At 62.8% G+C, this 21,298-nt stretch carries 22 protein-coding genes; 10 read left to right on the forward strand and 12 right to left on the reverse strand.

What is annotated here, in order from left to right:
* Positions 1 to 121 precede the first annotated feature (121 nt).
* Positions 122 to 370: a hypothetical protein gene (locus ACQ4MS_RS20655; protein ID WP_092126012.1), complete on the reverse strand. Its 249-nt coding sequence runs from the start codon at positions 368 to 370 to the stop codon at positions 122 to 124.
* Positions 357 to 722 (reverse strand): hypothetical protein, encoded by a 366-nt coding sequence (locus tag ACQ4MS_RS20660; protein WP_431096609.1) that lies wholly within the window; start codon positions 720 to 722, stop codon positions 357 to 359. The genes ACQ4MS_RS20655 and ACQ4MS_RS20660 overlap by 14 nt, the downstream gene beginning before the upstream one ends.
* A 641-nt stretch (positions 723 to 1,363) precedes the next feature.
* Here ACQ4MS_RS20660 and ACQ4MS_RS20665 point away from each other — a divergent pair.
* Positions 1,364 to 2,398: a tripartite tricarboxylate transporter substrate binding protein gene (locus ACQ4MS_RS20665; RefSeq protein WP_431096610.1), complete on the forward strand. Its 1,035-nt coding sequence runs from the start codon at positions 1,364 to 1,366 to the stop codon at positions 2,396 to 2,398.
* 215 nt (positions 2,399 to 2,613) lie between these two features.
* Here ACQ4MS_RS20665 and ACQ4MS_RS20670 read toward each other — a convergent pair whose 3' ends face one another.
* The 8 genes from ACQ4MS_RS20670 to ACQ4MS_RS20705 form a co-directional block, all read right to left on the reverse strand.
* The gene (locus tag ACQ4MS_RS20670; protein ID WP_092126016.1) at positions 2,614 to 2,829 is read right to left on the reverse strand and encodes a TOBE domain-containing protein; all 216 of its coding nucleotides are present in this window, start codon (positions 2,827 to 2,829) and stop codon (positions 2,614 to 2,616) included.
* 69 nt (positions 2,830 to 2,898) lie between these two features.
* On the reverse strand, positions 2,899 to 3,807 hold the full coding sequence (locus ACQ4MS_RS20675) for an ATP-binding cassette domain-containing protein (RefSeq protein ID WP_431096612.1): 909 nt from the start codon (positions 3,805 to 3,807) through the stop codon (positions 2,899 to 2,901).
* A gap of 17 nt (positions 3,808 to 3,824) precedes the next feature.
* Positions 3,825 to 4,721, reverse strand: coding sequence for an aliphatic sulfonate ABC transporter permease SsuC (gene ssuC, locus ACQ4MS_RS20680; protein ID WP_431096613.1), 897 nt, complete (start codon positions 4,719 to 4,721; stop codon positions 3,825 to 3,827).
* A gap of 15 nt (positions 4,722 to 4,736) precedes the next feature.
* Positions 4,737 to 5,900, reverse strand: a complete 1,164-nt coding sequence (ssuD, locus tag ACQ4MS_RS20685) for an FMNH2-dependent alkanesulfonate monooxygenase (protein WP_431096614.1) — start codon at positions 5,898 to 5,900, stop codon at positions 4,737 to 4,739.
* A gap of 42 nt (positions 5,901 to 5,942) precedes the next feature.
* Positions 5,943 to 6,956, reverse strand: a complete 1,014-nt coding sequence (locus tag ACQ4MS_RS20690) for a sulfonate ABC transporter substrate-binding protein (RefSeq protein WP_431096615.1) — start codon at positions 6,954 to 6,956, stop codon at positions 5,943 to 5,945.
* A 17-nt stretch (positions 6,957 to 6,973) separates the two neighbouring features.
* A complete protein-coding gene (locus tag ACQ4MS_RS20695) occupies positions 6,974 to 8,020 on the reverse strand; it encodes a sulfonate ABC transporter substrate-binding protein (RefSeq protein WP_431096616.1) in 1,047 nt (348 codons plus the stop codon).
* 137 nt (positions 8,021 to 8,157) lie between these two features.
* A complete protein-coding gene (gene ssuE / locus ACQ4MS_RS20700) occupies positions 8,158 to 8,757 on the reverse strand; it encodes an NADPH-dependent FMN reductase (RefSeq protein ID WP_431096617.1) in 600 nt (199 codons plus the stop codon).
* A 144-nt stretch (positions 8,758 to 8,901) separates the two neighbouring features.
* Positions 8,902 to 9,951 (reverse strand): sulfate ABC transporter substrate-binding protein, encoded by a 1,050-nt coding sequence (locus ACQ4MS_RS20705; protein ID WP_431096619.1) that lies wholly within the window; start codon positions 9,949 to 9,951, stop codon positions 8,902 to 8,904.
* A 157-nt stretch (positions 9,952 to 10,108) separates the two neighbouring features.
* On the opposite strand from ACQ4MS_RS20705, the gene ACQ4MS_RS20710 reads away from it, so the two are divergent.
* Positions 10,109 to 10,390 carry an oxidative damage protection protein gene (locus ACQ4MS_RS20710; protein WP_431096620.1) on the forward strand — a complete coding sequence of 94 codons (282 nt, stop codon included), beginning with the start codon at positions 10,109 to 10,111 and terminating at the stop codon, positions 10,388 to 10,390.
* 30 nt (positions 10,391 to 10,420) lie between these two features.
* The gene (mnmC, locus tag ACQ4MS_RS20715; protein WP_431096621.1) at positions 10,421 to 12,328 is read left to right on the forward strand and encodes an FAD-dependent 5-carboxymethylaminomethyl-2-thiouridine(34) oxidoreductase MnmC; all 1,908 of its coding nucleotides are present in this window, start codon (positions 10,421 to 10,423) and stop codon (positions 12,326 to 12,328) included.
* Between the two features lie 90 nt (positions 12,329 to 12,418).
* Here mnmC and ACQ4MS_RS20720 read toward each other — a convergent pair whose 3' ends face one another.
* Positions 12,419 to 13,195 (reverse strand): response regulator transcription factor, encoded by a 777-nt coding sequence (locus ACQ4MS_RS20720; protein ID WP_431096622.1) that lies wholly within the window; start codon positions 13,193 to 13,195, stop codon positions 12,419 to 12,421.
* 153 nt (positions 13,196 to 13,348) lie between these two features.
* Positions 13,349 to 14,545: an ABC transporter substrate-binding protein gene (locus tag ACQ4MS_RS20725; protein WP_431099637.1), complete on the reverse strand. Its 1,197-nt coding sequence runs from the start codon at positions 14,543 to 14,545 to the stop codon at positions 13,349 to 13,351.
* 277 nt (positions 14,546 to 14,822) lie between these two features.
* Between ACQ4MS_RS20725 and ACQ4MS_RS20730 the strand changes: the two genes are divergently transcribed.
* The 7 genes from ACQ4MS_RS20730 to fdxA all read left to right on the forward strand — a co-directional run bounded on the left by ACQ4MS_RS20730 (position 14,823) and on the right by fdxA (position 21,275).
* Positions 14,823 to 15,614: a sulfite exporter TauE/SafE family protein gene (locus tag ACQ4MS_RS20730; RefSeq protein WP_431096624.1), complete on the forward strand. Its 792-nt coding sequence runs from the start codon at positions 14,823 to 14,825 to the stop codon at positions 15,612 to 15,614.
* Between the two features lie 66 nt (positions 15,615 to 15,680).
* Positions 15,681 to 17,492, forward strand: a complete 1,812-nt coding sequence (locus ACQ4MS_RS20735) for a nitrite/sulfite reductase (protein WP_431096625.1) — start codon at positions 15,681 to 15,683, stop codon at positions 17,490 to 17,492.
* An 11-nt stretch (positions 17,493 to 17,503) separates the two neighbouring features.
* Entirely contained in the window at positions 17,504 to 17,908 is a 405-nt protein-coding gene (locus tag ACQ4MS_RS20740; RefSeq protein WP_431096627.1) for a DUF934 domain-containing protein, read from the forward strand.
* 5 nt (positions 17,909 to 17,913) lie between these two features.
* Positions 17,914 to 18,534, forward strand: a complete 621-nt coding sequence (locus ACQ4MS_RS20745; RefSeq protein WP_431096628.1) for a phosphoadenosine phosphosulfate reductase family protein — start codon at positions 17,914 to 17,916, stop codon at positions 18,532 to 18,534.
* 43 nt (positions 18,535 to 18,577) lie between these two features.
* On the forward strand, positions 18,578 to 19,534 hold the full coding sequence (cysD, locus tag ACQ4MS_RS20750) for a sulfate adenylyltransferase subunit CysD (RefSeq protein WP_431096630.1): 957 nt from the start codon (positions 18,578 to 18,580) through the stop codon (positions 19,532 to 19,534).
* A complete protein-coding gene (locus tag ACQ4MS_RS20755) occupies positions 19,534 to 20,847 on the forward strand; it encodes a sulfate adenylyltransferase subunit 1 (protein WP_431096631.1) in 1,314 nt (437 codons plus the stop codon). Before cysD ends, ACQ4MS_RS20755 begins: the two co-directional genes overlap by 1 nt.
* 98 nt (positions 20,848 to 20,945) lie before the next feature.
* Positions 20,946 to 21,275, forward strand: coding sequence for a ferredoxin FdxA (gene fdxA / locus ACQ4MS_RS20760; protein WP_007869720.1), 330 nt, complete (start codon positions 20,946 to 20,948; stop codon positions 21,273 to 21,275).
* Positions 21,276 to 21,298 lie beyond the last annotated feature (23 nt).

Consider the following 21,298-nt stretch of genomic DNA (forward strand, 5'->3'; position numbering starts at 1 on the left):
CTCTGGAATAGTCGTCAGGACAGTATGCGCCCGGGTGTGCGCCGTGATCAAGGAGCCATACGGCCCCATCAGGGCCGTGGATGGAGGCTGGCATTGTGCGTGCCAGCCTCGTGGTTCAGGCTCAGCTCTGGTTTGCGGCGTTTTCGAGGGCTTCGTCGAGTGCCTTGCACGAGGGCGAGCACACGGCCTGGGACTTGCCCAGCACTTTACGGGTGCCCATCAAGGAGCGGGCGCGGTGCTTGCCGCACATGAAACACGACATCGTGGCGGCGCCAAATGACGTGGTGGCAGCAAACGGTGAGCCCGACACCTTGGACTTGTAGCGCAGGCCGTCAGCGAGTACGGCGGTTTTGGCGTCAGCTCTTGCCATGGTTGGGGTCTTCCTTCAGTTGGGGGTTGATGGGTTTCATGGCCTTTTCAATGGCCTCTTTGGCCTTCAGCTCGGCAGTGAGCGAGGCATCCAGCGCAGACCGGCACAGGCCTGCATACTGGTAATTGACGTTTTCGTACAGCTCGGCCGCAGCCGGGTGCGTGTCGAGCAGTGCGCCCAGCGCCATGCCGGGTTCCACATCGCCCAGTTCGTTGACCAGGTGTAGCACCACAGAGCGGTACTGCTCGGCACCCACCGGCACCGCGCTGTGCTCCAGCCGTTCCAGCAGCTCGGCCAGTACGTGCGTGACCGTGAGATCGGTTTTGTGAGGATGAGGTTGGGTAGCGTTCATGCAGTGAATTTGGGGCTTCCTTCCCCTAAATCAAGCACTTTGCGGACCAGGTGACCGCCTCCTGGCGGTCGCTGGCTTCCGTTTGGAGCCAGCCTGGATCAGCCCTGCGCGCTATATTTTTTATAGCTGGTGGCGCTTGTCTGCTGTGGGTTGGAGGCCTATTTTACCTCTAAACGGCAGGCCCGGATGCTTTCCCCGGGCTTCCGGAGGCCATTTGGAAGGCCTGCAGGTGTTACCAAACGTCTTTTTAGCCTTGATTTGAGCATCAAACAGGGCTGCAGCCCAATAACATCCGGTGCAAGCAGCTCCTTATTTGATAGCATCTGATTTGCTGCGTCATGCACTTGCGGTACTTTTTACCCTTCATCGGCAGCCTTTTTCACCATCAGATGGCTTATCCGCAGCTTTGCCGCCGCCCACACCATGCCCGTCCTGAAGTCGATGCAAAGCGGTGAAATGCGTCAAGGCCGATCAAATGGTAAAACCACCCTCGCCCCTCCCGCCTGCAGGAAAGGTTCTGAGTTGTCCGGCGTTTGCCTTCACGGCTGCGAGCAGCACGTGCGAACGGCTGGCAGGGCCCCAGGTTTCAGTCCGTTGAACCTGCCGGCCGATTTGCGCGACTCAACACGAAGGAGAAAAGCATGACCCCCCAAGTGAAGATGAACCCCAGCACCGGCACTGCTATTGATACCGCAAGGCGTCGCCAGGCCCTGCTTGGGCTGGGCGCCCTCCTGGCCGGCGGCGCCTTCCTCACCGCGCCATACCGGTTGCTGGCCCAGACCAGCGACAAGGTGGTGCGCCTGATCCTGCCGGTGGGCGCCGGTTCGGGTGTGGACACCATCGTGCGCGCGGCCGGCGCGGCCCTGGGCAAGACGCTGGGCCACCCGGTGGTGATCGAAAACCAGCCCGGCGCGGGCGGCATCGTCGGAACCTCGGCGCTGGTCAACTCGGCGCCTGATGGCATGACGCTAGGCGTGGTGTCCAACAACCACGTGGTCTACCCCAGCGTCTACAAGTCGCTGCCCTTCGACCCGATCAACGACATCACGCCCATCTGCGTGCTGGGCAGCACACCGTTTGTACTGGTGGTCAACCCGGCCAAGATCGCAGCAACGAACGTCAAAGAACTGGTGACCCTGCTCAAGGCCAGACCCGACGCCTACAACTACGCCTCCCCGGGCAACGGCACCATCCTGCACCTGGCGGCCGAGATGTTCATGGAGGAAGCACAGGTGAAGGTCAAGCACATTCCCTACAAGGGCGTCGGCCCCATGGTCACCGACTTGATAGGTGGCCAGGTTGACCTGGGGGTGCTGTCGTTGCCGTCAGTGCAGGCACACCTGAAAAGCGGCGCGTTGAGCGCCATCGGCGTGGGTGGCACGGCACGCGTGGCGGCCGCGCCGGAGATCCCGACCATCGCCGAGCAGGGCTTGCCCAACTACAACATGGAAGGCTGGTTCGCGGTGGTCGGCCCGGCCAAACTGCCACCGTCCGAAGCCAGGCGAATCCAGGCCGCCGTGGTCGCCGCCTACGCGACGCCCGAGGTCAAGGAAGCCATGGCCAGGCAGGGCAACACCATCAACCCGGGCACGCCTGAAGCGGCCGCGCAGTTCTTTCGCACGGAGATGGTGAAGTACGCCAGGCTGGTGAAGAAGGCCGGTGTGGAGTTGCAGTAGGTACGCTCTTATTTTGATAGCAGACCGCCCCTGAAAGACATGGGCTAGAGCCTGATTTGATGCACAAAAAAAGCCCGGCGCGGCGCCAGGCTGCCTGAGGGCCTGGTGCGTCTGGCGGGTCTGCGGGCAATTTCATTCAGCCAAATCGGCCTCCAGCCCAGGCAAATTATGGGCAAGCAGCTATCGTATTGATAGCACCCTGCATTCTTCAGCCTCTACAGCTTGGCGATCGACACCTCGGTCGACTTGACCAGCGCCACCACTTCACTGCCCACCGCCAGCTCGAGCTGGTCGATGGAGCGCGTGGTGATGACCGAGGTGACGATGCCCCAGGGTGTTTCGACGTCGAGCTCGGACACCACGTCGCCGCGGATGATTTCTTTGACTTTGCCGCGGAACTGGTTGCGTACGTTGATGGCTTGGATGGACATAAAGGTTCTCCTGGAACTTGGTTAAAAAGAAATTTGGTTAAAAAAACTGGATAAAAAAAGCAAAGAACTTCAGACCGCCCAGCGCAATCCATGCGCAGGCGTTCCGGGCCAGACGGGCTCCGTGGACGGGGCAGCGTCACCCGGCTGCTGCAAAACGCGATCAAGAATCTTCTTTTCGATCTGGCCGAACAGCGGGTCGCTGCGCTCGCGCGGGCGGGCGATGTTGACGCGCTCGTCCAGCGCAATGCGGCCGTCCTCGATCAGGATCACGCGGTCGGCCAGCGCCACGGCTTCCTGCACGTCGTGGGTGACCAGCAAGGCAGTGAAGCCGTTGCGCTGCCACAGGCCTTCAATCAGCTGATGCATCTCGATGCGGGTGAGCGCGTCCAGCGCACCCAGCGGTTCGTCGAGCAGCAAGAGGCGCGGGTTGTGCACCAGGGCCCGGGCCAGCGAAACGCGCTGGCGCTGCCCGCCTGAAAGACGCGCCGGCCAGTCGGGCTGGCGATCACCCAGGCCCACCTGGGCCAGCACGTCGGCTGCGGCCGCATGGCCGCCGGCCGGAAGGCCCAGCGCCACGTTGTCGATCACGCGGCGCCAGGGCAGCAGGCGCGAATCCTGGAACATGATGCGCGTGTCTTCGCGCAGGCCGGCCACGTCCTGGCCGTCCAGCCGGATGCTGCCTTGCGTGGCGGCCTCCAGCCCGGCCACCAGGCGCAGCAAGGTCGATTTGCCGCAGCCGCTGCGGCCCACGATGGCGACGAACTCACCGGGTTCGATCACGAGTTCGGTGTGCTGCAGCACCTGGCGCTGGCCGTAGCGTTTGGACAGGCCGCGTATTTCAAGGCGCACGCCGCGGTCTTGCGTTGAGGATCTTGATGAATGCGCTTGCGGCGGCTGGGTGTCGGGGCCGGTGTCACGTCCGGACGCCACAGCAAGAGAGGTTTGGGAAGACTCGAAAGAGACTTGGGGATGAAGCATGGTGTTCCTCCGGCAGATCAGGCTGCAGCCGACTGGTAACCCGGGTGCCAGCGCAACCAGTAGCGCTCCAGCCCGCGCGCGAACACGTCGGCCAGCTTGCCCAGCAAGGCATAGAGCAGGATGCCGACCAGCACGATGTCGGTCTGCAGGAATTCGCGGGCGTTCATGGTCAGGTAACCGATGCCAGCCTGGGCCGAAATGGTTTCAGCCACGATCAGAATCACCCACATCAAGCCCAGCGAAAACCGCAGACCCACGAGGATGGACGAGAGCGCCCCCGGCAGGATGACCTCGCGGTACAGCTGCCAGCGCGTGAGGCCGTAGGTACGGCCCATCTCGATGAGTCCCGGGTCCACGTTGCGGATGCCGTGGAAGGTGTTGATGTAGATCGGGAAGAACACCGATACCGCGATCAGGAACAGCTTGGCGGTCTCGTCGATGCCGAACCACAGGATCACCAGCGGGATCAACGCCAGCGCGGGAATGTTGCGCACCATCTGGATGGTCGAATCCAGCAAAGTTTCAAAAAACTTCACCGAGCCGGTCAGCAGGCCGAAGGCCAGCCCCAGCCCGCCGCCTATGGCCAGGCCCGCAAGCGCCCTGCCCGCGCTGACCTTCACATGCGTCCACAGCTCGCCCGAGGCCGACAGCGTCCAGGCGGCCTTGAGGACTTCAGATGGCGCCGGCAACACGCGGGTAGACAACCAGCCCAGCGAGGAAGCGATTTGCCACAAGGCGATCAACCCGACCGGCACCACCCAGGGCAGTAGCCGCTGGCCGAGGTCGCGCAACACAGTGGCAATCTGAAAGCGCGGCAATGCAAAGCCCGAGCCCAGCGGCAAAAAGCCCAGACCGGGAGCGTCCACGGTGTCGGGCACCGGGGTTACCTGGAGTTCACGAAGGGAATCTGTCATGGCGGTGCTCCGGGTTCAGCTTTGCGAGACGCGCGGCAGGTAGTCGTTGGCCACGACTTCGCCGAAGGGACCGTTGAGCACCTGGCCCGACAACTTCTGGCGCAGCTTGCGCGGCAGCAATGGAAAGACCAGCTCGGCGAAGCGGTAGGCTTCCTCGAGGTGCGGATAGCCCGAAAACACGAAGGTATCCAGGCCCAGGGCCGCGTATTCCTCGATGCGGGCGGCGACGGTTTTCGGGTCGCCTACGAGCGCAGTGCCGGCGCCGCCGCGCACCAGGCCCACGCCGGCCCAGAGACTGGGGCTGATCTCCAGCTCGGCGCGCGTGCGCTTGCCACCGCCTGCGTGCAGCGCGGCCATGCGGCGCTGGCCTTCGGAATCCATGCGCGAGAACGCGGCCTGCGCGCGGCCCACGGTGTCGTCGTCGAGCTTGCTGATCAGGCTTTCGGCGGCGCGCCAGGCCTCATCGTCGGTCTCGCGCACGATGACGTGCAGGCGTATGCCGAACTTGACGGTGCGGCCATGCCTTTCAGCGCGGGCCTTCACGTCGGCGATTTTTTTGGCGACTTCGGCGGGCGGCTCGCCCCAGGTCAGGTAGGTGTCGACCTGCTCGGCGGCCAGCGCGTGCGCCGGGGCCGAAGAACCGCCGAAATACACGGGCGGATGCGGCTTTTGCACGGGCGGATACAGCAGCTTCGCGCCTTTGACGCTGAGGTGCTCGCCTTGGTAGTCAAAGCTCTCGCCCGCATGGCTGCGCGCGAGGATCTCGCGCCAGATGCGGATGAATTCGGCCGACTGTTCGTAGCGCTGGGCGTGGTCCAGGTAGACGCCGTCGCCTTCGAGCTCGGCCTGGTCACCGCCGGTCACGAGGTTGATCAAGAGACGCCCACCCGAGAGCCGGTCAAAGGTGGCGGCCATGCGCGCGGCCAGGCTGGGCTGGTGCAGGCCAGGCCGCACGGCTACCAGAAACTTGAGGTTTTTGGTGACCGGCAGCAGGCTGGAAGCCACCACCCAGGGGTCTTCGCAGGATCGGCCCGTGGGAATCAGCACGCCTTCGTAGCCCAGGGTGTCGGCAGCCGTGGCGACCTGCTTGAGGTAGTCGTGGCTGACCTCGCGCGCACCTTCGCCGGTGCCCAGGTAACGGCTGTCGCCGTGGGTGGGAATGAACCAGAAAACCTGCATGGAAAACTCCTTGTGTCTTGTGTTTTGCGTCTTGTGTGGGGCTTATTTGCGCGCGACCTGCGTGACTTCAGGCCGCCAAACGATGTCGGCCACTTTCACGGGCCGAGGGATCAGGCCCAGGCGCAAAAAAGCGTCGGCCACGCGTTGCTGGTCGGCTACTGTGGCGGCGCTGAGCGGCCCCACGGGCGACACCGGCCGGCGCTGGAAGAACAGGCTCACCACGCCGGCGTCCAGCCCGCTGAACGCCGACACCAGCTTGATGGCCTCCTTGCGGTCGCTCTGGACGAGCGCGTCGGCGCGGCTCAGCTCTTCAAACAGGACGGACAGCGTCTGCGCATGCTGGGTCACGAAGGGGCGCGAGGCCAGGTAAAACGAGTTGTTGCTCGACAAATCCCGGCCGGTGGCCAGCACACGCGGCTTGATGGCCAGTTCAATCGCGGCGTAAAACGGGTCCCATATGACCCAGGCGTCCACGCTCTTGCGCTCGAAAGCGGCGCGCGCGTCGGCGGGCGCCAGGTAAATGGGCTGAATGTCGCCCCACGTGAGGCCGGCCTTGTCGACCGCGCGCACCAGCAGGTAGTGGGCGCTCGACCCTTTTTGCAGTGCGATCTTTTTGCCCTTGAGGCCGGCCAGGTTGCGGATGGGCGAATCACCGAGCACCAGAATGGCCGAGCTGTCGGGCTTGGCGGGCTCGACGCCGACGTAGACCAGGTCCTTGCCGGCAGCCTGCGCGAACACCGGCGGCGAGTCGCCGGTCAGGCCGAACTCCAGGCTGCCGACCGAGAGTGCCTCAAGCAGCTGCGGCCCGGCGGGAAATTCAGCCCAGGTGATTTTGGTGGTGGGAAAGCGCTTTTCGAGCACGCTTTTCTGCTTGAGGATGACCAGGTTGACGGCGGCCTTCTGGTAGCCGATGCGAAGTTGTTCGGGCACTTTTTCGGCCTTGGCGGCTGCCGGCTGGGCTTTGGCGCCCCGCAGGCCCAGGCCCCAAAGCGAGGCGGTGGTGGCAACGATTTGCAGGAAGCGGCGGCGCAGCTGCAGTGGTGTGGAGGTGTTCATGGTGCGGTGTCCTTGTTTCAGGGAGCCGGTTTGTAGGCAGCGTCGCTGACGGCGATGGCCCTGGGGATCAGCTTGAGCTCGAAGAAGGTGTCGGCCAGTTTTTGCTGGTCGGCGATCACGCCGGCCGGAACGGGTTTGACATTGAACTCGTAGCGCTTGAGGCTGAGCTCGACCACGTCGACCGGCAGGCCTTGCAGCGGCGCGATCAGCTCGGCCGCCTTTTTGAGGTTGGCCTTGAGCCAGGCGCCACGCTCCACCGAGTCGTCAAACAGGGCCTGGATAACCTTGGGGTTCTTGCCGACGAAGTTGCGCTCGGCCAGGTAGTACTGGTAGTTGTTGACCACGCCCTTGCCGTCGGCCAGCACACGCGCGCCTATGGCTTTTTCGGCGGCGGCGGTGAAGGGGTCCCAGATTACCCAGGCATCTACGCTCCTGCTTTCAAAGGCGGCACGCGCGTCGGCCGGTGGCAGGTAGACGGGCTGGACGTCGCTGAGCTTGAGCTGGTTTTTCTCGAGCAGCTTGACCAGCAGGTAGTGCACATTGCTGCCCTTGTTGAGGGCGATTTTTTTGCCTTTGAGCTCTGCCACCGACTTGATGGGCGAGTCCTTAGGCACGACGATGGCTTCGGCTTCGGGCGCGGCCGGGTCGTAGCCTATGTAGGCGAATTTGGCTCCGGCGGCCTGCGCAAAAATCGGCGGCGCTTCACCCACGTAACCCACATCGACGGAGCCGAGGTTCAGGCCTTCGAGCAGTTGCGGGCCGGCCGGAAACTCCACCCACTTCACGGTGGCGTTCAGCGGTTGCAAACGCTTCTCCAGAGTGCCCTGAGCTTTCTGCAGCACAAACAGGCTGGCGGATTTCTGGTAGCCAATGCGCAGCTCGACCTTGTCTTGTGCATGCGCTACAGGCAGCGCCAGCAAGGTGATGAGGCCGGCCAGCAAGCCAACGAGCACAAGGCTCAGGATGGAGTCGAACCAGATGCGTGCCCTGGGCGTTTTCTGCGCCGGGATGCCCGGTGAAAAACTGGGTTCAATGCCGGATGTGTAATCTGAAGTGATGGTCATGGTCATGTCCTTTTCGGTGGTTTTCCAGGTGGCTGTGCCTTCACGGGCAAAGCCTCTCCCCAGCCGCCTGCGAGGCGGTTTCAAAATCTGCGTTTGTGGGTCAGTGGTCCGGGCTGCACCGCAGCCCGGGCGCGGTGTTAAACGCTACATCGCACCTGCGAAAAATGCACAGGCTCAAAGCCCGTGGTCGCCGGCATCCGGAAGCTCTCCGCCAGCAGGGTCAGCACCGCGTCGTCCAGACGCACAGTGATCTCGGGGCTGACCTCATAGCGCTTGTCGGCCGACTGCGGCACCTGTGAGTCGGTGGCGTAAACGCCGGGCAGGATATGGCGCGCGGCGAGCGCCTGCAGCACCGGGCGCAGCGCGTAGTCGAGCGCCAGCATGTGATGCGGGCTGCCGCCGGTGGCCAGCGGCAACACAGTTTTTTCTTTCAGCGCGGTCTGCGGCAGCAAATCAAGCAACACCTTGAGCAGGCCGCTGTAAGCCGCCTTGTAGACCGGCGTGGCCACGACGACGGCGCGCGCACGGGCAATCTGGTCGATGGCCTTGACGATCGCCGGATGACCCCACTCAGCCAGCAGCAGAGCCTGCGCAGGCAGCTCGCGGATGTTGAGCCGGTCGACCACCAGGCCACCCCGCAGGGCCAACCGGTCGCTGACGGAGTCAAGCAGCGCTGCAGAGCGGGACTGCTCGGAAGGGCTGCCGGCAATAAGCAGCACGGATTGCTGTACGGACATTGTTTAATTTTTTCCCTGATTTGCCTGAGTGACCAAGCGGCGTCTGACTGTTTCCCATGCAAGTGCCGGCGCGGAACCGGCTTCGCCGGGCCGCAGCGGGCGCCCCCTGGGGGGAGGCGGCCAGAGGCCGCTTCGGGGGAGAACTTACTTCCTCGTATAGATCTGGTCGAAAGAGCCGCCGTCGGCAAAGTGCTCTTTGTCCGCCTTGGTCCAGCCGCCAAAAGCCTGGTCAATGGTGAACAGGTTGAGCTTGGGAAACTGCTTGGCGTACTTGGCAATGGCTTTTTGCGAAACGGCCGGGCGGTAGAAGTTTTTGCCGGCAATGTCCTGGCCTTCTTCGGAATACAGGTACTTGAGGTATTCCTCGGCGACGGCGCGGGTGCCCTTTTTGTCCACGTTCTTGTCGACCACGGCGACGGCGGGCTCGGCCAGGATACTTAACGAGGGCGCGACCACGTCGAACTTGGCGCCGAACTCTTTCTCAAGCAAATACGCCTCGTTCTCCCAGGCGATCAGCACGTCGCCCTGCGCACGCTGGGCAAAGGTGATGGTGGAGCCGCGGGCGCCGGTGTCCAGCACCGATACATTGCCGTAGAGCTTGGCGACAAACTCTTTGGCCTTGGCGTCACTGCCGTATTTGCGCTTGGCGAACTCCCAGGCGGCCAGGTAGTTCCATCGCGCGCCGCCCGAGGTTTTTGGGTTGGGCGTGATCACGGTGATGCCTGGCTTGATGAGGTCATCCCAGTCCTTGATGCCCTTGGGATTACCCTGGCGCACGGCCAGCACGATGGTGGAGGTATAGGGCGACGAGTTGTGCGCCAGCTTCTTTTGCCAGTCGGCGGCAAGCCAGCCACCGTTTTTTACCAGTGCGTCGGTGTCGCCAGCCAGAGCCAGCGTGGCGACGTCGGCGTCCAGGCCGTCAATGATGGAGCGGGCCTGCTTGCCGGAGCCGCCATGCGACTGCTTGATGGTCACGTCCTGCCCGGTTTTCGCCTTCCAGTGCTTGGCGAATGCGGCGTTGTACTCCACATAGAGCTCACGCGTCGGGTCATAAGACACGTTGAGCAGCGTGACAGGCGGCTTGGGCGGCTGCTGGGCCTGGGCCGTCAGCAGTGACCCTGCCAGCGTCAAACCCAAGCCGACCGCCATGGCCGTGCGGGCGGAAACATTGATAAAGTTGCGGCGTGAAGTCATGGTTGCTCTCTTTTCCAAAAAATTGCGTGTAAATGCGAACAAAATGGATTCTGGAAGCAGACCTTAAAAACTGGAACGAATAAAAAATCAGTTCTTTATTCCACAAACATCCTTAGATAACTCAGCTACAACTTAGCCCTACGAAAGAACTACCCCCATGGCACGCCTCGTCAAATGCATCAAACTCGGCAAAGAAGCCGAAGGCCTGGACTTTCCGCCCTACCCCGGCCCGCTGGGCAAACGCCTCTGGGAAGAAGTCAGCAAGGAAGCCTGGGCGGAGTGGATGAAGCAGCAAACCATGCTGGTCAATGAAAACCGCCTGAACCTGGCCGATGCCCGCGCCCGCCAGTACCTGGCGCGCCAGATGGAAAAGCATTTTTTTGGGGACGGCGCCGATGCCGTACAAGGTTACGTCCCTCCAACCACGTCCACCCCCTGATTACTGCCTGAACCCCGCCAAACCTGTCGCATGCCCGAACGCATCGAGTGGCTGGACGACGGCACCGCCGGCGGCAGCCCCTTCAGCCCGCGCTTTGGCGACCGCTACCGCAGCGAGCTGGGCGGGCTCGACCAGGCCAAAGAAGTCTTCCTCAAAGGCTGCGGCCTGCCTGGGGCCTGGGCCGGTCAGCCGCAATGGACTGTTCTTGAAACCGGCTTCGGCCTGGGCCTGAATTTCCTCGTGACCTGGGCCGCCTGGAAGGCCGACCCACAGCGCCCCCGCCTGCTGCATTTCGTCTCAACCGAGGCCTTTCCAGCCAGCGCAGCCGACGTGCTGCGCAGCGCGCGGACGCATCCTGAGCTGATTCCCTTTGCAGAGCAGTTGCAGGCGCAGCTGTGGGGCCTGCTGCCGGGCTTTCACCGCCTGATGTTTGAAGGCGGCCGGCTTCTGCTGACGCTGTGCATCGGCGACGCCAAGGCCATGCTGCGCGAACAGTTGTTTGAAGCCGATTCGGTCTACCTGGACGGCTTCAGCCCACAGCGCAACCCGGACATCTGGGACGTGCACACCTTCAAGGCGGTGGCGCGTTGCTGCCGCCGCGGCACGCGTATTGCCACCTGGACGATTGCACGCAGCGTGCGCGACGGTCTGGCGCAATGCGGGTTTGTGGTCAACAAGGTGCCGGGCATTCCGCCCAAGCGTGACAACCTGCAGGGCGAGTTCAACCCGGCGTGGGAACCCAAAAAAGCGCAGCCTTCACCCGCACGCCGGCTGCCTGCCCGCTGCGTGGTGATTGGCGCCGGCCTGGCGGGCGCGGCGGTGGCGGCCAGCCTCGCGCGCCGCGGCTGGGAGGTTGTGGTGCTGGACGCGGCCGAAGAGCCCGCGGCCGGCGCCTCCGGCCTGCCCGCCGGTTTGCTGGCGCCACATGTTTCGCCCGACGACAACCCGCTGTCGCGCCTGTCACGCCATGGCATCCGCGCCACACTGCAGCAGGCGGAGGCCTTGCTGCAGGCCGACGACTGGGGCCGCACCGGTGTGCTGGAGCATGCGGTGGAACACCCCCGCAAAAGGCCCGAGGCCTGGCAAACAGACTGGGCCGACGCCGCCGGCGACTGGACTGGGCCAGCCAGCGCCGGCCAGCTCAGGCAATGCGGCTTGCCGCCGGATACGCCCGCGCTGTGGCATGCGCGAGCGGGCTGGGTCCACCCGTCAGCGCTGGTCGACGCCTGGCTGGCTGGGCCGGGCGTGCAATCGCACGGCCGATCACGGGTGAGCAGCATGAACCTGGCCTCGGGCCAGTGGCAGGTTCTGGATGCGCAGGGCCGGGAGTTAGCCCGTGCCGAACTCGTGGTGCTGGCGGCCGGTTATGCCAGCCTCGAACTGGCAGCCAGCGCCGCAACGAACAAGGCTGGCGAACTGGCACTGCAGGCCATCCGGGGTCAGGTGAGCTGGGGCCTGCACGAGCCCGGCACAGCCGATGCGCTGCCGCCCTTTCCGGTGAATGGCCATGGCAGCCTGGTGCCCGCAGTGCCCGGCAAGGCCGGCGGCCTGGCCTGGGTCATGGGTTCCAGCTTTGAACGCGACAACACTCAGGCCGAAACACAGCCAGAGGACGACCAGCACAATTTCAACCGGCTGCAAACCCTGCTGCCGCAAACCGCCCGCGCACTGGTCGCACAGTTTGAGCCAGGAAAGGTTCAGTCCTGGGCGGGTGTGCGCTGCGCCACGCCCAGCCGCTTGCCTGCGCTGGGCCCGCTGGAAGAAGGCCCGGGCCTGTGGGTGTGCAGCGGCATGGGCTCGCGCGGGCTGACATTTGCCGCGCTATGCGGGGAGTTGCTGGCGGCAAAGCTGCACGCCGAACCCTTGCCGATTGAACAGCGGCTGGCAGAGGCGCTAATGCCGCAGCATGCCCAGCCTGCGCTGGTCGTCAACTCCTGAATTCTGAAGAAAAAATGGCCCGACCCCATATAGAACCGGCGCAAGAAGCTATCAAATAGATAGCAACCAGCGCGTGCAGGCCGTCTTGCCTCACTCCACGCTGCGCAGCAGGCGTTTGAGCTTTCCGGGGTGCAGGGGTTTACGCAGGCTTGCGCGTGCACCGCCAAACCAGCCGCGCACTGTGTCCAGCGGAGAAAGCCGGCTACCGGTGAGGATCAGGTAAGCGATGGCGGGACGCGAAGCCTCTACGCGTTTGACCATTTGCCACGCTTCCATGTCGGGAAGGTCCAGGTCAAGAATCACCAGTTTGTAAAGATGCGTGTCAATCAGCTGGAGCGCTTCGGTGCCGGTGGTGGCTTCGTCGATCTTCAGGAACCCAGCCATGGCCAACCTGGCGCGCAGGTAAAGACGGGCCTCGCGGTCTGCATCCACGACCAGCACCTGAGCGCGCTCCGGCAGCGGTTCCGGGGCTTCCAGTGGCGCGGGAGCGGTAGGCGCCTGCGAGTCAAAGTCGAGATCAAGATCCAGCAGCGCGGTGGACTCGGACAGCAGGTCGAGGTCCAGCTCTTTTTCGTGAGCCTTGCCCGGATTCCCTGCCTGCGCGGCCTGCCGCTGTTCGGCGGCCAGCAACTCGTCCATGCCGTCGATCACGGCGGCCCACTGCAGCGGACGCGGCACCACGAGACGTGCCCTGGCTGGAGGGTTGTCACCGATCCAGACCAGGGTGAAATCATCATTCGCGGGGTTGGCCAGCTCCAGCGCAGCCTCCCAGCTGTCGCCGTCAATCAGGGCCAGGGAGGCTTCCTCGGGCGCCTCCGGAGTCCAGGGCGCATATGCAATGGCCCGTGTTTCGGAAATGCGAAACACTGTGTTCAGGGCGTGACGTTCAACGTCATCAAACCCGAACACTCTTACAAAAACCCGCTTGACAGCCTCACCACCCGTATTCGTCATTGCGCCCGATTATCAAGGGATCACCGGGTCGGTCTCAAGAAATTCAGCGCTTGCGTTGTCAAAACGTCACTTCATGGCCGCAGAAGGCCGGCGGGCCTTGACATACGCATCGCTTGGCAAATACGCCTTGCCGTCGGCATAACGCCATTGCACCATCGTGCCCTTGTGGCCGCGCAAATCCAGCTTGCCTACATAGGCTCCCATGGTGGACTGGTGGTCTATGGCGCGGAATTCGGCTGGGCCGAAAGGCGTGGAGAATTTCAGGCCGCGCAGCGCCGCCACCAGCTTTTCGCTGTCAGTGGAATTGGCTTTGCGGATGGCGGCAAAAATCGCCTGCATGGTGGCATAGCCCACCGCCGAGCCGACTTTGGGGTACTCATTGAAGCGGCGGTAGTAGTTGGCGGCAAAGCTGGCATGCTCGTGGGAGTCAATCTGGTCCCAGGGATAGCCGGTAACAATCCAGCCTTTGGGCGTGCCGTCTTTCAGTGCCTCCAGGTATTCGGGCTCGCCCGAGAGCATCGACACCACAGGGATGCGCGGAAAAATACCGCGATGGTTGCCCTCGCGGACCAGCTTGGCCAGGTCGTCGCCAAAAGTCACGTTGAAAATCGCTTCGGGCCTTTTCTGCATGGCCGCCTGCAGCGTCGGGCCGGCCTCTATCTTGCCCAGTGCCGGCCACTGGTAACTCACAAATTCAACATCCGGGCGCCTGGCTTTGAGCAGCTCCTTGAACACAGTGACCGCGCTCTGGCCGTACTCATAATCAGGGGCGATCGTGGCCCAGCGTTTGGCGGGCAGCCTGGCCGCCTCCTCCACCAGCATGGCCGCTTGCATATAGGTACTGGGGCGCAAGCGAAAGGTGTAGCGATTGCCCTGTTCCCAGACCAGGGCGTCGGCGAGCGGCTCGCTGGCGACAAACACCCGTTTGCTCTTCAAGGCGTGGTCAGCCAGCGCCAGCCCGACGCTGGAAAAAAACCCGCCCGCCAGCAGATCGACCTTTACTTTTGACGTCAGCTCGATGGCGTGGCGCAGGGCTTCCTCGGGTTTTCCTGCATCGTCACGGGAGACAACTTCGACTTTGCGCCCTAACAAGCCACCCGTGACATTGATTTCCTCGACGGCAAGCTGCCAGCCCTGGCGATAAGGATGGGTGAACTGGGGAATGGTCGAATAACTGTTGATTTCGCCAATCTTGATGGAGGGCCTCGAGTTGCCTTGGGCCTGCGTAACCGGGGCAACGCAAGCCAAAAGCAATCCACCCATCAGGGCAAACACCGTCAATTTCACAGACTTCCTCCAAAAATAAGCCGTTCGGTCCATTGCCAGGCCGAAATGCGCCCGCCCTACCGAAGGAGCACGGACTGTACCAGCGCTTTATGACGGCTTTTATCGGGACGCAACAGTCCTCATCAGTCTTATGCCAAAAATGTGAAAAAACCCTCCAAAACCCGCGTGGTTATTGATAAATAAGCTTATCCGTATAACGGCAGAACAAATGTGTAGTTTGTTTTTATAAGCGGCGCACTTACATTTTCCCGCTATGCATGACTTTGCCTTTGTATTTGCCGGATTTGCCGTGGGTTTGGTGGTCGGCCTTACCGGCGTGGGCGGCGGCTCGCTGATGACGCCGCTGCTGATCTTCTTTTTCGGCATCAAACCGCACCTGGCCATTGGCACTGACCTGCTTTTTGCCGCCTTTACCAAAATGGGCGGCACCGTCAGCCTGGCGCGCGCCCGGGTAGTGGACTGGAAAATCGTCGGACAAACCGCTGCCGGCAGTATTCCGGCAGCCTTGGTCACTCTGTACTTCCTTCAGCGGCTGGGCCCCGCCAACCCGACAACACAAACCGTCATGACAACGACGCTGGGCCTGGCGCTGCTGCTGACGGCCGGCGCCACGTTCTACAAGGTGCTGCGCGGCAAGGTTGCCCCCACAACCATCGCCCCGGAACTCATAGGCCAGGCCACGCGCGCGCGCCACTGGTCGCTGCCGTTGCTGTTTGGTGCCGTCATCGGCACGTTGGTCACACTGACCTCGGTCGGTGCGGGCGCCATCGGCGTGATTGTGCTGATGCTGCTTTACCCTACCCTGCCGCTGCCGCGCATCGTGGCGGCCGACATTGCCCATGCCGTGCCGCTGACGCTGGTGGCAGGTCTGGGCCATGCCTCTATCGGTTCGGTTGACTGGTCTCTGCTGATCAAACTGCTGGCCGGCTCACTGCCCGGCATCTGGCTGGGCTCGCATCTGGTGCACAAAACACCTGACCGCGTCATCCGCTCGCTTTTATCCGTGCTGCTGGCCTACGCCGGCGTGAAACTGATTTCGATCTGACCGGTCTGAATCCGACCCGAACTGCTCCGTTTATAAAAATCCCCACGAAGTTGAATCCCGACAGCCATGTACCAATACACAGAATTTGACCGCGAGTTTGTCAAGGCCCGCGCCGCCCAATACCGGGACCAGTTGACCCGCTGGCAGGCAGGCCAGTTGCCTGAAGACGAATTCCGCCCCCTGCGCCTGCAAAACGGCTGGTATGTGCAGCGCTACGCGCCCATGCTGCGCGTGGCTGTGCCTTATGGCGAGCTCTCCAGCGCGCAAGTGCGTGTGCTGGCCAAAATCGCCCGCGAATACGACCAGCCCAATGCCGCGCTGTTCAATGAAGCGCAAGCCAAGCAAGACAAGCTCGGCCCGGTCAACCTGAAGAGCGGCCTGTCTGTCAGCTCCAAGCTGACCACCGGCTATGCCCACTTCACGACGCGCCAGAACGTCCAGTACAACTGGATCCCGCTCGACAAATCCGCCGAGGTGATGGACCTGCTGGCCAGCGTCAGCATGCACGGCATCCAGACCAGCGGCAACTGCATCCGCAACATCACCAGCGACGAGCGCGCCGGCATTGCGGTCGACGAAATTGCCGACCCGCGCCCCTTCGGTGAAATCCTGCGCCAGTGGAGCACTTTGCACCCGGAGTTCGCCTTCCTGCCGCGCAAGTTCAAGATCGCCATCAGTGGCGCTCGCGAAGACCGCGCCGCCACGGCCTGGCATGACGTCGGCCTGCACCTGGTGCGCAACGCCGAAGGCGAGCTGGGCTTCAAGGTGCTGGTGGGCGGCGGCATGGGCCGCACGCCGGTGATCGGCACGGTGATCCGCGAGTTCCTGCCGTGGAACCAGATCATGAATTACCTGGAAGCCGTGGTGCGCGTATACAACCGCTACGGCCGCCGCGACAACATCTACAAGGCCCGCATCAAGATCCTGGTGAAGGCCGAAGGCCAGCGCTATATCGACGACGTCGAGGCCGAGTACAAGCAGATCGTTGAACATGACGGCGCACCGCACACCATCACGCAGGAAGAGCTCGACCGCGTCACCGCCTGCTTCGTGCCGCCCGCGCTCAATTGCGACCGCAAAAGCGCGGACATCAAGATCGCCAACATCCTGCGTGCCGCGGCGGAGGACGATGTGGAGTTCGGCCGCTGGCTGCACCGCAATGTGGCCCCGCACCAGAACCCCGACCTGCGCGCCGTGACCCTGTCGTTCAAGCGCCTGGGCCAGGCGCCCGGCGATGCGACCGCCGACCAGCTGGACATTGCGGCTGATCTGGCCGACCAGTTCAGCGCCGGCGAGGTGCGCGTTACGCACGACCAGAACCTTCTGCTGCCCTGGGTGCGCTGCGACGAGTTGCCAGAGCTGTGGCGTGCTGCCCGCAAGGCCGGTTTTGCCAAACCCAACATCCACCTGCTGACCGACATGATTGCCTGCCCCGGCGGCGATTTCTGCTCGCTGGCCAATGCGCGCTCCATCCCCATCGCCGAGGCCATCACCGAGCGCTACCAGGACATGGACGAGCTGCACGACCTGGGCGAGATCGACCTGCACATCAGCGGCTGTATCAACTCCTGCGGACACCACCACAGCGGCCACATCGGCATCCTCGGCGTGGACAAAGATGGCCTGGAGTGGTATCAGGTATCGCTGGGCGGCTCTGACGGCTCCACGCTGAGCGGCGCATCGGTGCCCGGCAAAGTGGTGGGCCCCTCGTTCACCGGAGCCGAAGTACCCGAGGTCATTGAAGCAGTGCTGGACACCTACCGCCAGCTGCGCGAAGACGGCGAAACCTTCATCGCGACCTTCCGCCGCGTCGGCATCGAACCGTACAAGGCCGCCGCCAAGGCTGCGCGCTTTGCCCCCAACACCGTTGCGCACTGAAAGGAGCCACGATGAAACTACTCCCTTTCAGCGAACAAAACGGCGCCGAACAACCCGGCACCCTGGTGCTTGCGAACGATGCCGATCCCTTCGAGATTTCACTCGACGGCATCACGCGTATCGACCTGCATTTCCCGAAGTTCACCGACGGCCGCGCCTACAGCCAGGCTTTCCTGCTGCGCCGCCGCCGCGAGTTCAAAGGCGAAATCCGCGCCACCGGCGACGTGCTGGTGGACCAGCTGGCCCAGATGGAGCGCAGCGGTTTTGACACCGCCGTGTTACGCGCCGATCAGGACTTGGCTGTGGCCCAGCGTGTGCTGGCCTCCTATCCCGGCTATGGCGTCGGCAAATACCAGGGCGATGCGGTAGACGTGCAACCCCACTTCAAGGAAGCAAAGGAAGGGGCTACGGCCTGAACACCATGAGCCTCGACCTTGCAAAAATCAACGCAGAACTCGGCCACAACGCACAAGGCCTTGTGAGCTGGGCCGTCGGGCTGGGCCGGCCCGCCATCGTCACCACCAATTTCCGCCCCTTCGAGGCGGTGATATTGCATATGGTGACGCGTGCCAATCCCCGCGTTCCCGTGGTCTGGATGGACAACGGCTACAACACCGAGGCCACCTACCGCTTCGCCGACGAAGTGACAAAGCTGCTCAAGCTGGACCTGCACATTTACCTGCCACGCCGCTCGCGTGCGCACCGCGAGGCCGTCGAAGGCCCGACCCCGGCGCTGGACGATCCACGCCATGCGGCATTCACTGAAGAAGTGAAACTCGAGCCATTTGCCCGCGCCCTGCGTGAAACTGCGCCCCGGGTCTGGTTCACGGCCTTGCGCGCCACCGACACCGCGGTACGTGCCCAGATGGATCCGGTCAGCGTCAACCCCGACGGCCTGATCAAGGTCGCGCCGCTCCTGCGCTGGTCGTCCAAGGACCTTTACCAGTACTGCGAAATCAACGGCCTGCCCAATAACTTCGACTATGTAGACCCTACCAAGGGCGAGGACAACCGCGAATGCGGCCTGCACCTTGCGCACTGATGGCCCCTTCGCCCTGCCTCCCCATGCCCCACCAAGCTGACTTATGAACGCCCGCACACCCTCCCCCCTGCTGCCAGCCGACCCGGCGATCTCCATCGCGCGGCTGAGCAACTCCCACCTCGATGCGCTGGAAGAGGAAACCATCTTCATCCTGCGCGAAGTGGCTGCCGCTTTCGAGCGCCCGGCCCTGCTGTTTTCGGGCGGCAAGGATTCGCTGGTGATGCTCAAGTGCGCGGAAAAGGCTTTCGGCGTGGGCCGCATTCCTTATCCGCTTTTGATGATTGACACCGGCCACAACTTTCATGAAGTGACCGACTTCCGTGACCTGCGCGCGAAAGAACTGGGCGCCGAGCTGATCGTGCGCAACGTCGAAGACTCCATGAAACGCGGCACCGTGCGTCTGGCCCATCCGGGCGAGTCACGCAATGTGCACCAGTCGGTGACATTGCTTGAGGCAATTGACGAATTCCGTTTTGACGCGCTGATTGGCGGTGCCCGCCGCGACGAAGAAAAGGCCCGCGCCAAGGAGCGCATCTTTTCGCACCGCGACAGTTTCGGCCAGTGGCAGCCCAAGGCCCAGCGTCCCGAACTGTGGACGCTGTTCAACACCCGCCTGCAGCCCGGCGAGCATTTCCGCGTCTTCCCGATCTCCAACTGGACCGAACTGGACGTCTGGCAATACATCGAACGAGAGCAAATTGCCCTGCCGTCGCTCTACTACGCACATCAGCGCAAGGTGGTGGAGCGCAAGGGCCTGCTGGTGCCGGTGACCGAGCTCACGCCCGCTCGCGACGGCGAACAGGTGGTTGAAAAGACCGTGCGTTTTCGTACCGTGGGCGACATCACCTGCACCTGCCCGGTGGACAGTCCTGCGGCAACAGCAGCCGAAATCGTGATCGAAACGCTGGCCGCCGACGTGAGCGAGCGCGGTGCCACGCGCATGGACGACAAGACCTCCGACGCTTCGATGGAAAAGCGCAAGAAAGATGGGTATTTTTGATGAGCACTATAGATTTGATAGCTGCCAGCGCACAACTTGCGCCGGCTACAGACCAAAATGACTTGAAGTCTGCGTTGAAGTTCATCACTTGTGGCTCGGTCGACGACGGCAAGAGCACGCTGATCGGCCGCCTGCTGGTCGACAGCCGAGCAGTGCTGCAAGACCATCTGGCGGGCGTGCAGCGCGGCGGCGAAACCGATCTGGCCCTGTTAACCGATGGTCTTTCGGCCGAGCGTGAGCAAGGCATCACCATCGACGTGGCTTATCGCTATTTCGCCACCGAAAGCCGCAAATTCATCATTGGCGATGCACCGGGCCACGAACAGTACACCCGCAATATGGTGACGGCCGCCTCCAGCGCTGATGCCGCCGTGGTGCTCGTCGATGCCACCAAGCTTGACTGGAAGAACCCGTCGCTGGAATTGCTGCAGCAAACCCGCCGCCACTCGCTGCTGGTCAACCTGCTGCGTGTGCCGTCCATCGTGTTTGCGGTGAACAAGCTTGACGCGGTCGAGGACCCGGCGCTGGCCTTCAAAAACATTGGCGCTGCGCTGGCGGCGTTTGCCAAGGCCGCGCAAATTCCGGTCAAAGCCACCGTGCCGTTGTCGGCCCTCAAGGGCTACAACGTGGTTGATGCGAAACCCGGGTGGTGTGGCTATGAAGGCCTGTCGCTGCTGCAACTGCTGGAACACCTGCCCGCCACGGCCTCGGAAACCACTGAAGCGTTTTCCTTTCCTGTGCAGTGGGTCGAAAAATTCTCGTCCTCTTCGGACACATCCCAGGGCCGCCGTGTTTTCTGGGGCCGTGTGGCCACAGGCGGCGTGCAGCCAGGCCAAAGCGTGACCATTCTGCCCAGCGGCAAAACGGCAGTGGTAGCCCAGGTGCTGGACCATACTCGCCAGGCCAAGTCCATTCTGGCCGGCCACAGCGCAGGTATCGTGCTGGACCGGGAGGTGGATGTCTCGCGCGGTGACTGGTTGCTGGCAACGAACACCTTTGAACCTTCGCGGGATATCTCGGCCACCATTGCATGGATGGACGACGAAGCACTGGTCGCGGGACGTGTGTACTGGGCGCTTCATGGTCACCGCTGGGTCAAGGCCAAGGTCAAACGCATCGTTCATAAGCTCGATGTCAACACGCTGGCAGAAGAAGACGCCAACGAGTTGCCTCCCAATGCCATCGGCCATATCGAGCTGAGCCTGCAAGAGCCATTGGCCACCCTGCCCTATGCCCGTTCCCGCGTACTGGGCTCGCTGGTGCTGGTGGATACCGCCTCGCACAGAACCTCAGGTGCAGCGCTGGTGATTTAGGCAGGTCTTACCCGAGGCACATTGCGCCGCATTGCTGATAACCCTGTTACAGGAAACCTCTTAAAATCAAGGGTTTCCACCGATTAGCCTTAAAAAACATGACCCACATCGTCTCCGAATCGTGCATCCGCTGCAAATACACCGACTGTGTGGATGTCTGCCCCGTGGACTGCTTCCGCGAAGGCCCCAATATGCTGGTGATCGATCCGGACGAATGCATCGATTGCGCCGTCTGCATCCCTGAGTGCCCGGTCAATGCCATCTATGCCGAGGAAGACGTTCCGGCAGATCAGATTGCATTCATCAAACTCAATGTCGAACTGAGCCGCGCCGAAGGCTGGAAAAGCATCACCAAACGCAAGGATGCCCTGCCGGATGCCGAAGAATGGAAAGACAAGACAGGCAAGCTGTCCGAACTGATCCGCTGATTCGTTCATCCGGTCAGACACGC

Origin of the sequence: Polaromonas aquatica (assembly GCF_050626995.1) — a bacterium.
GTDB classification, from domain to species: Bacteria; Pseudomonadota; Gammaproteobacteria; order Burkholderiales; family Burkholderiaceae_C; genus Polaromonas; species Polaromonas aquatica_A.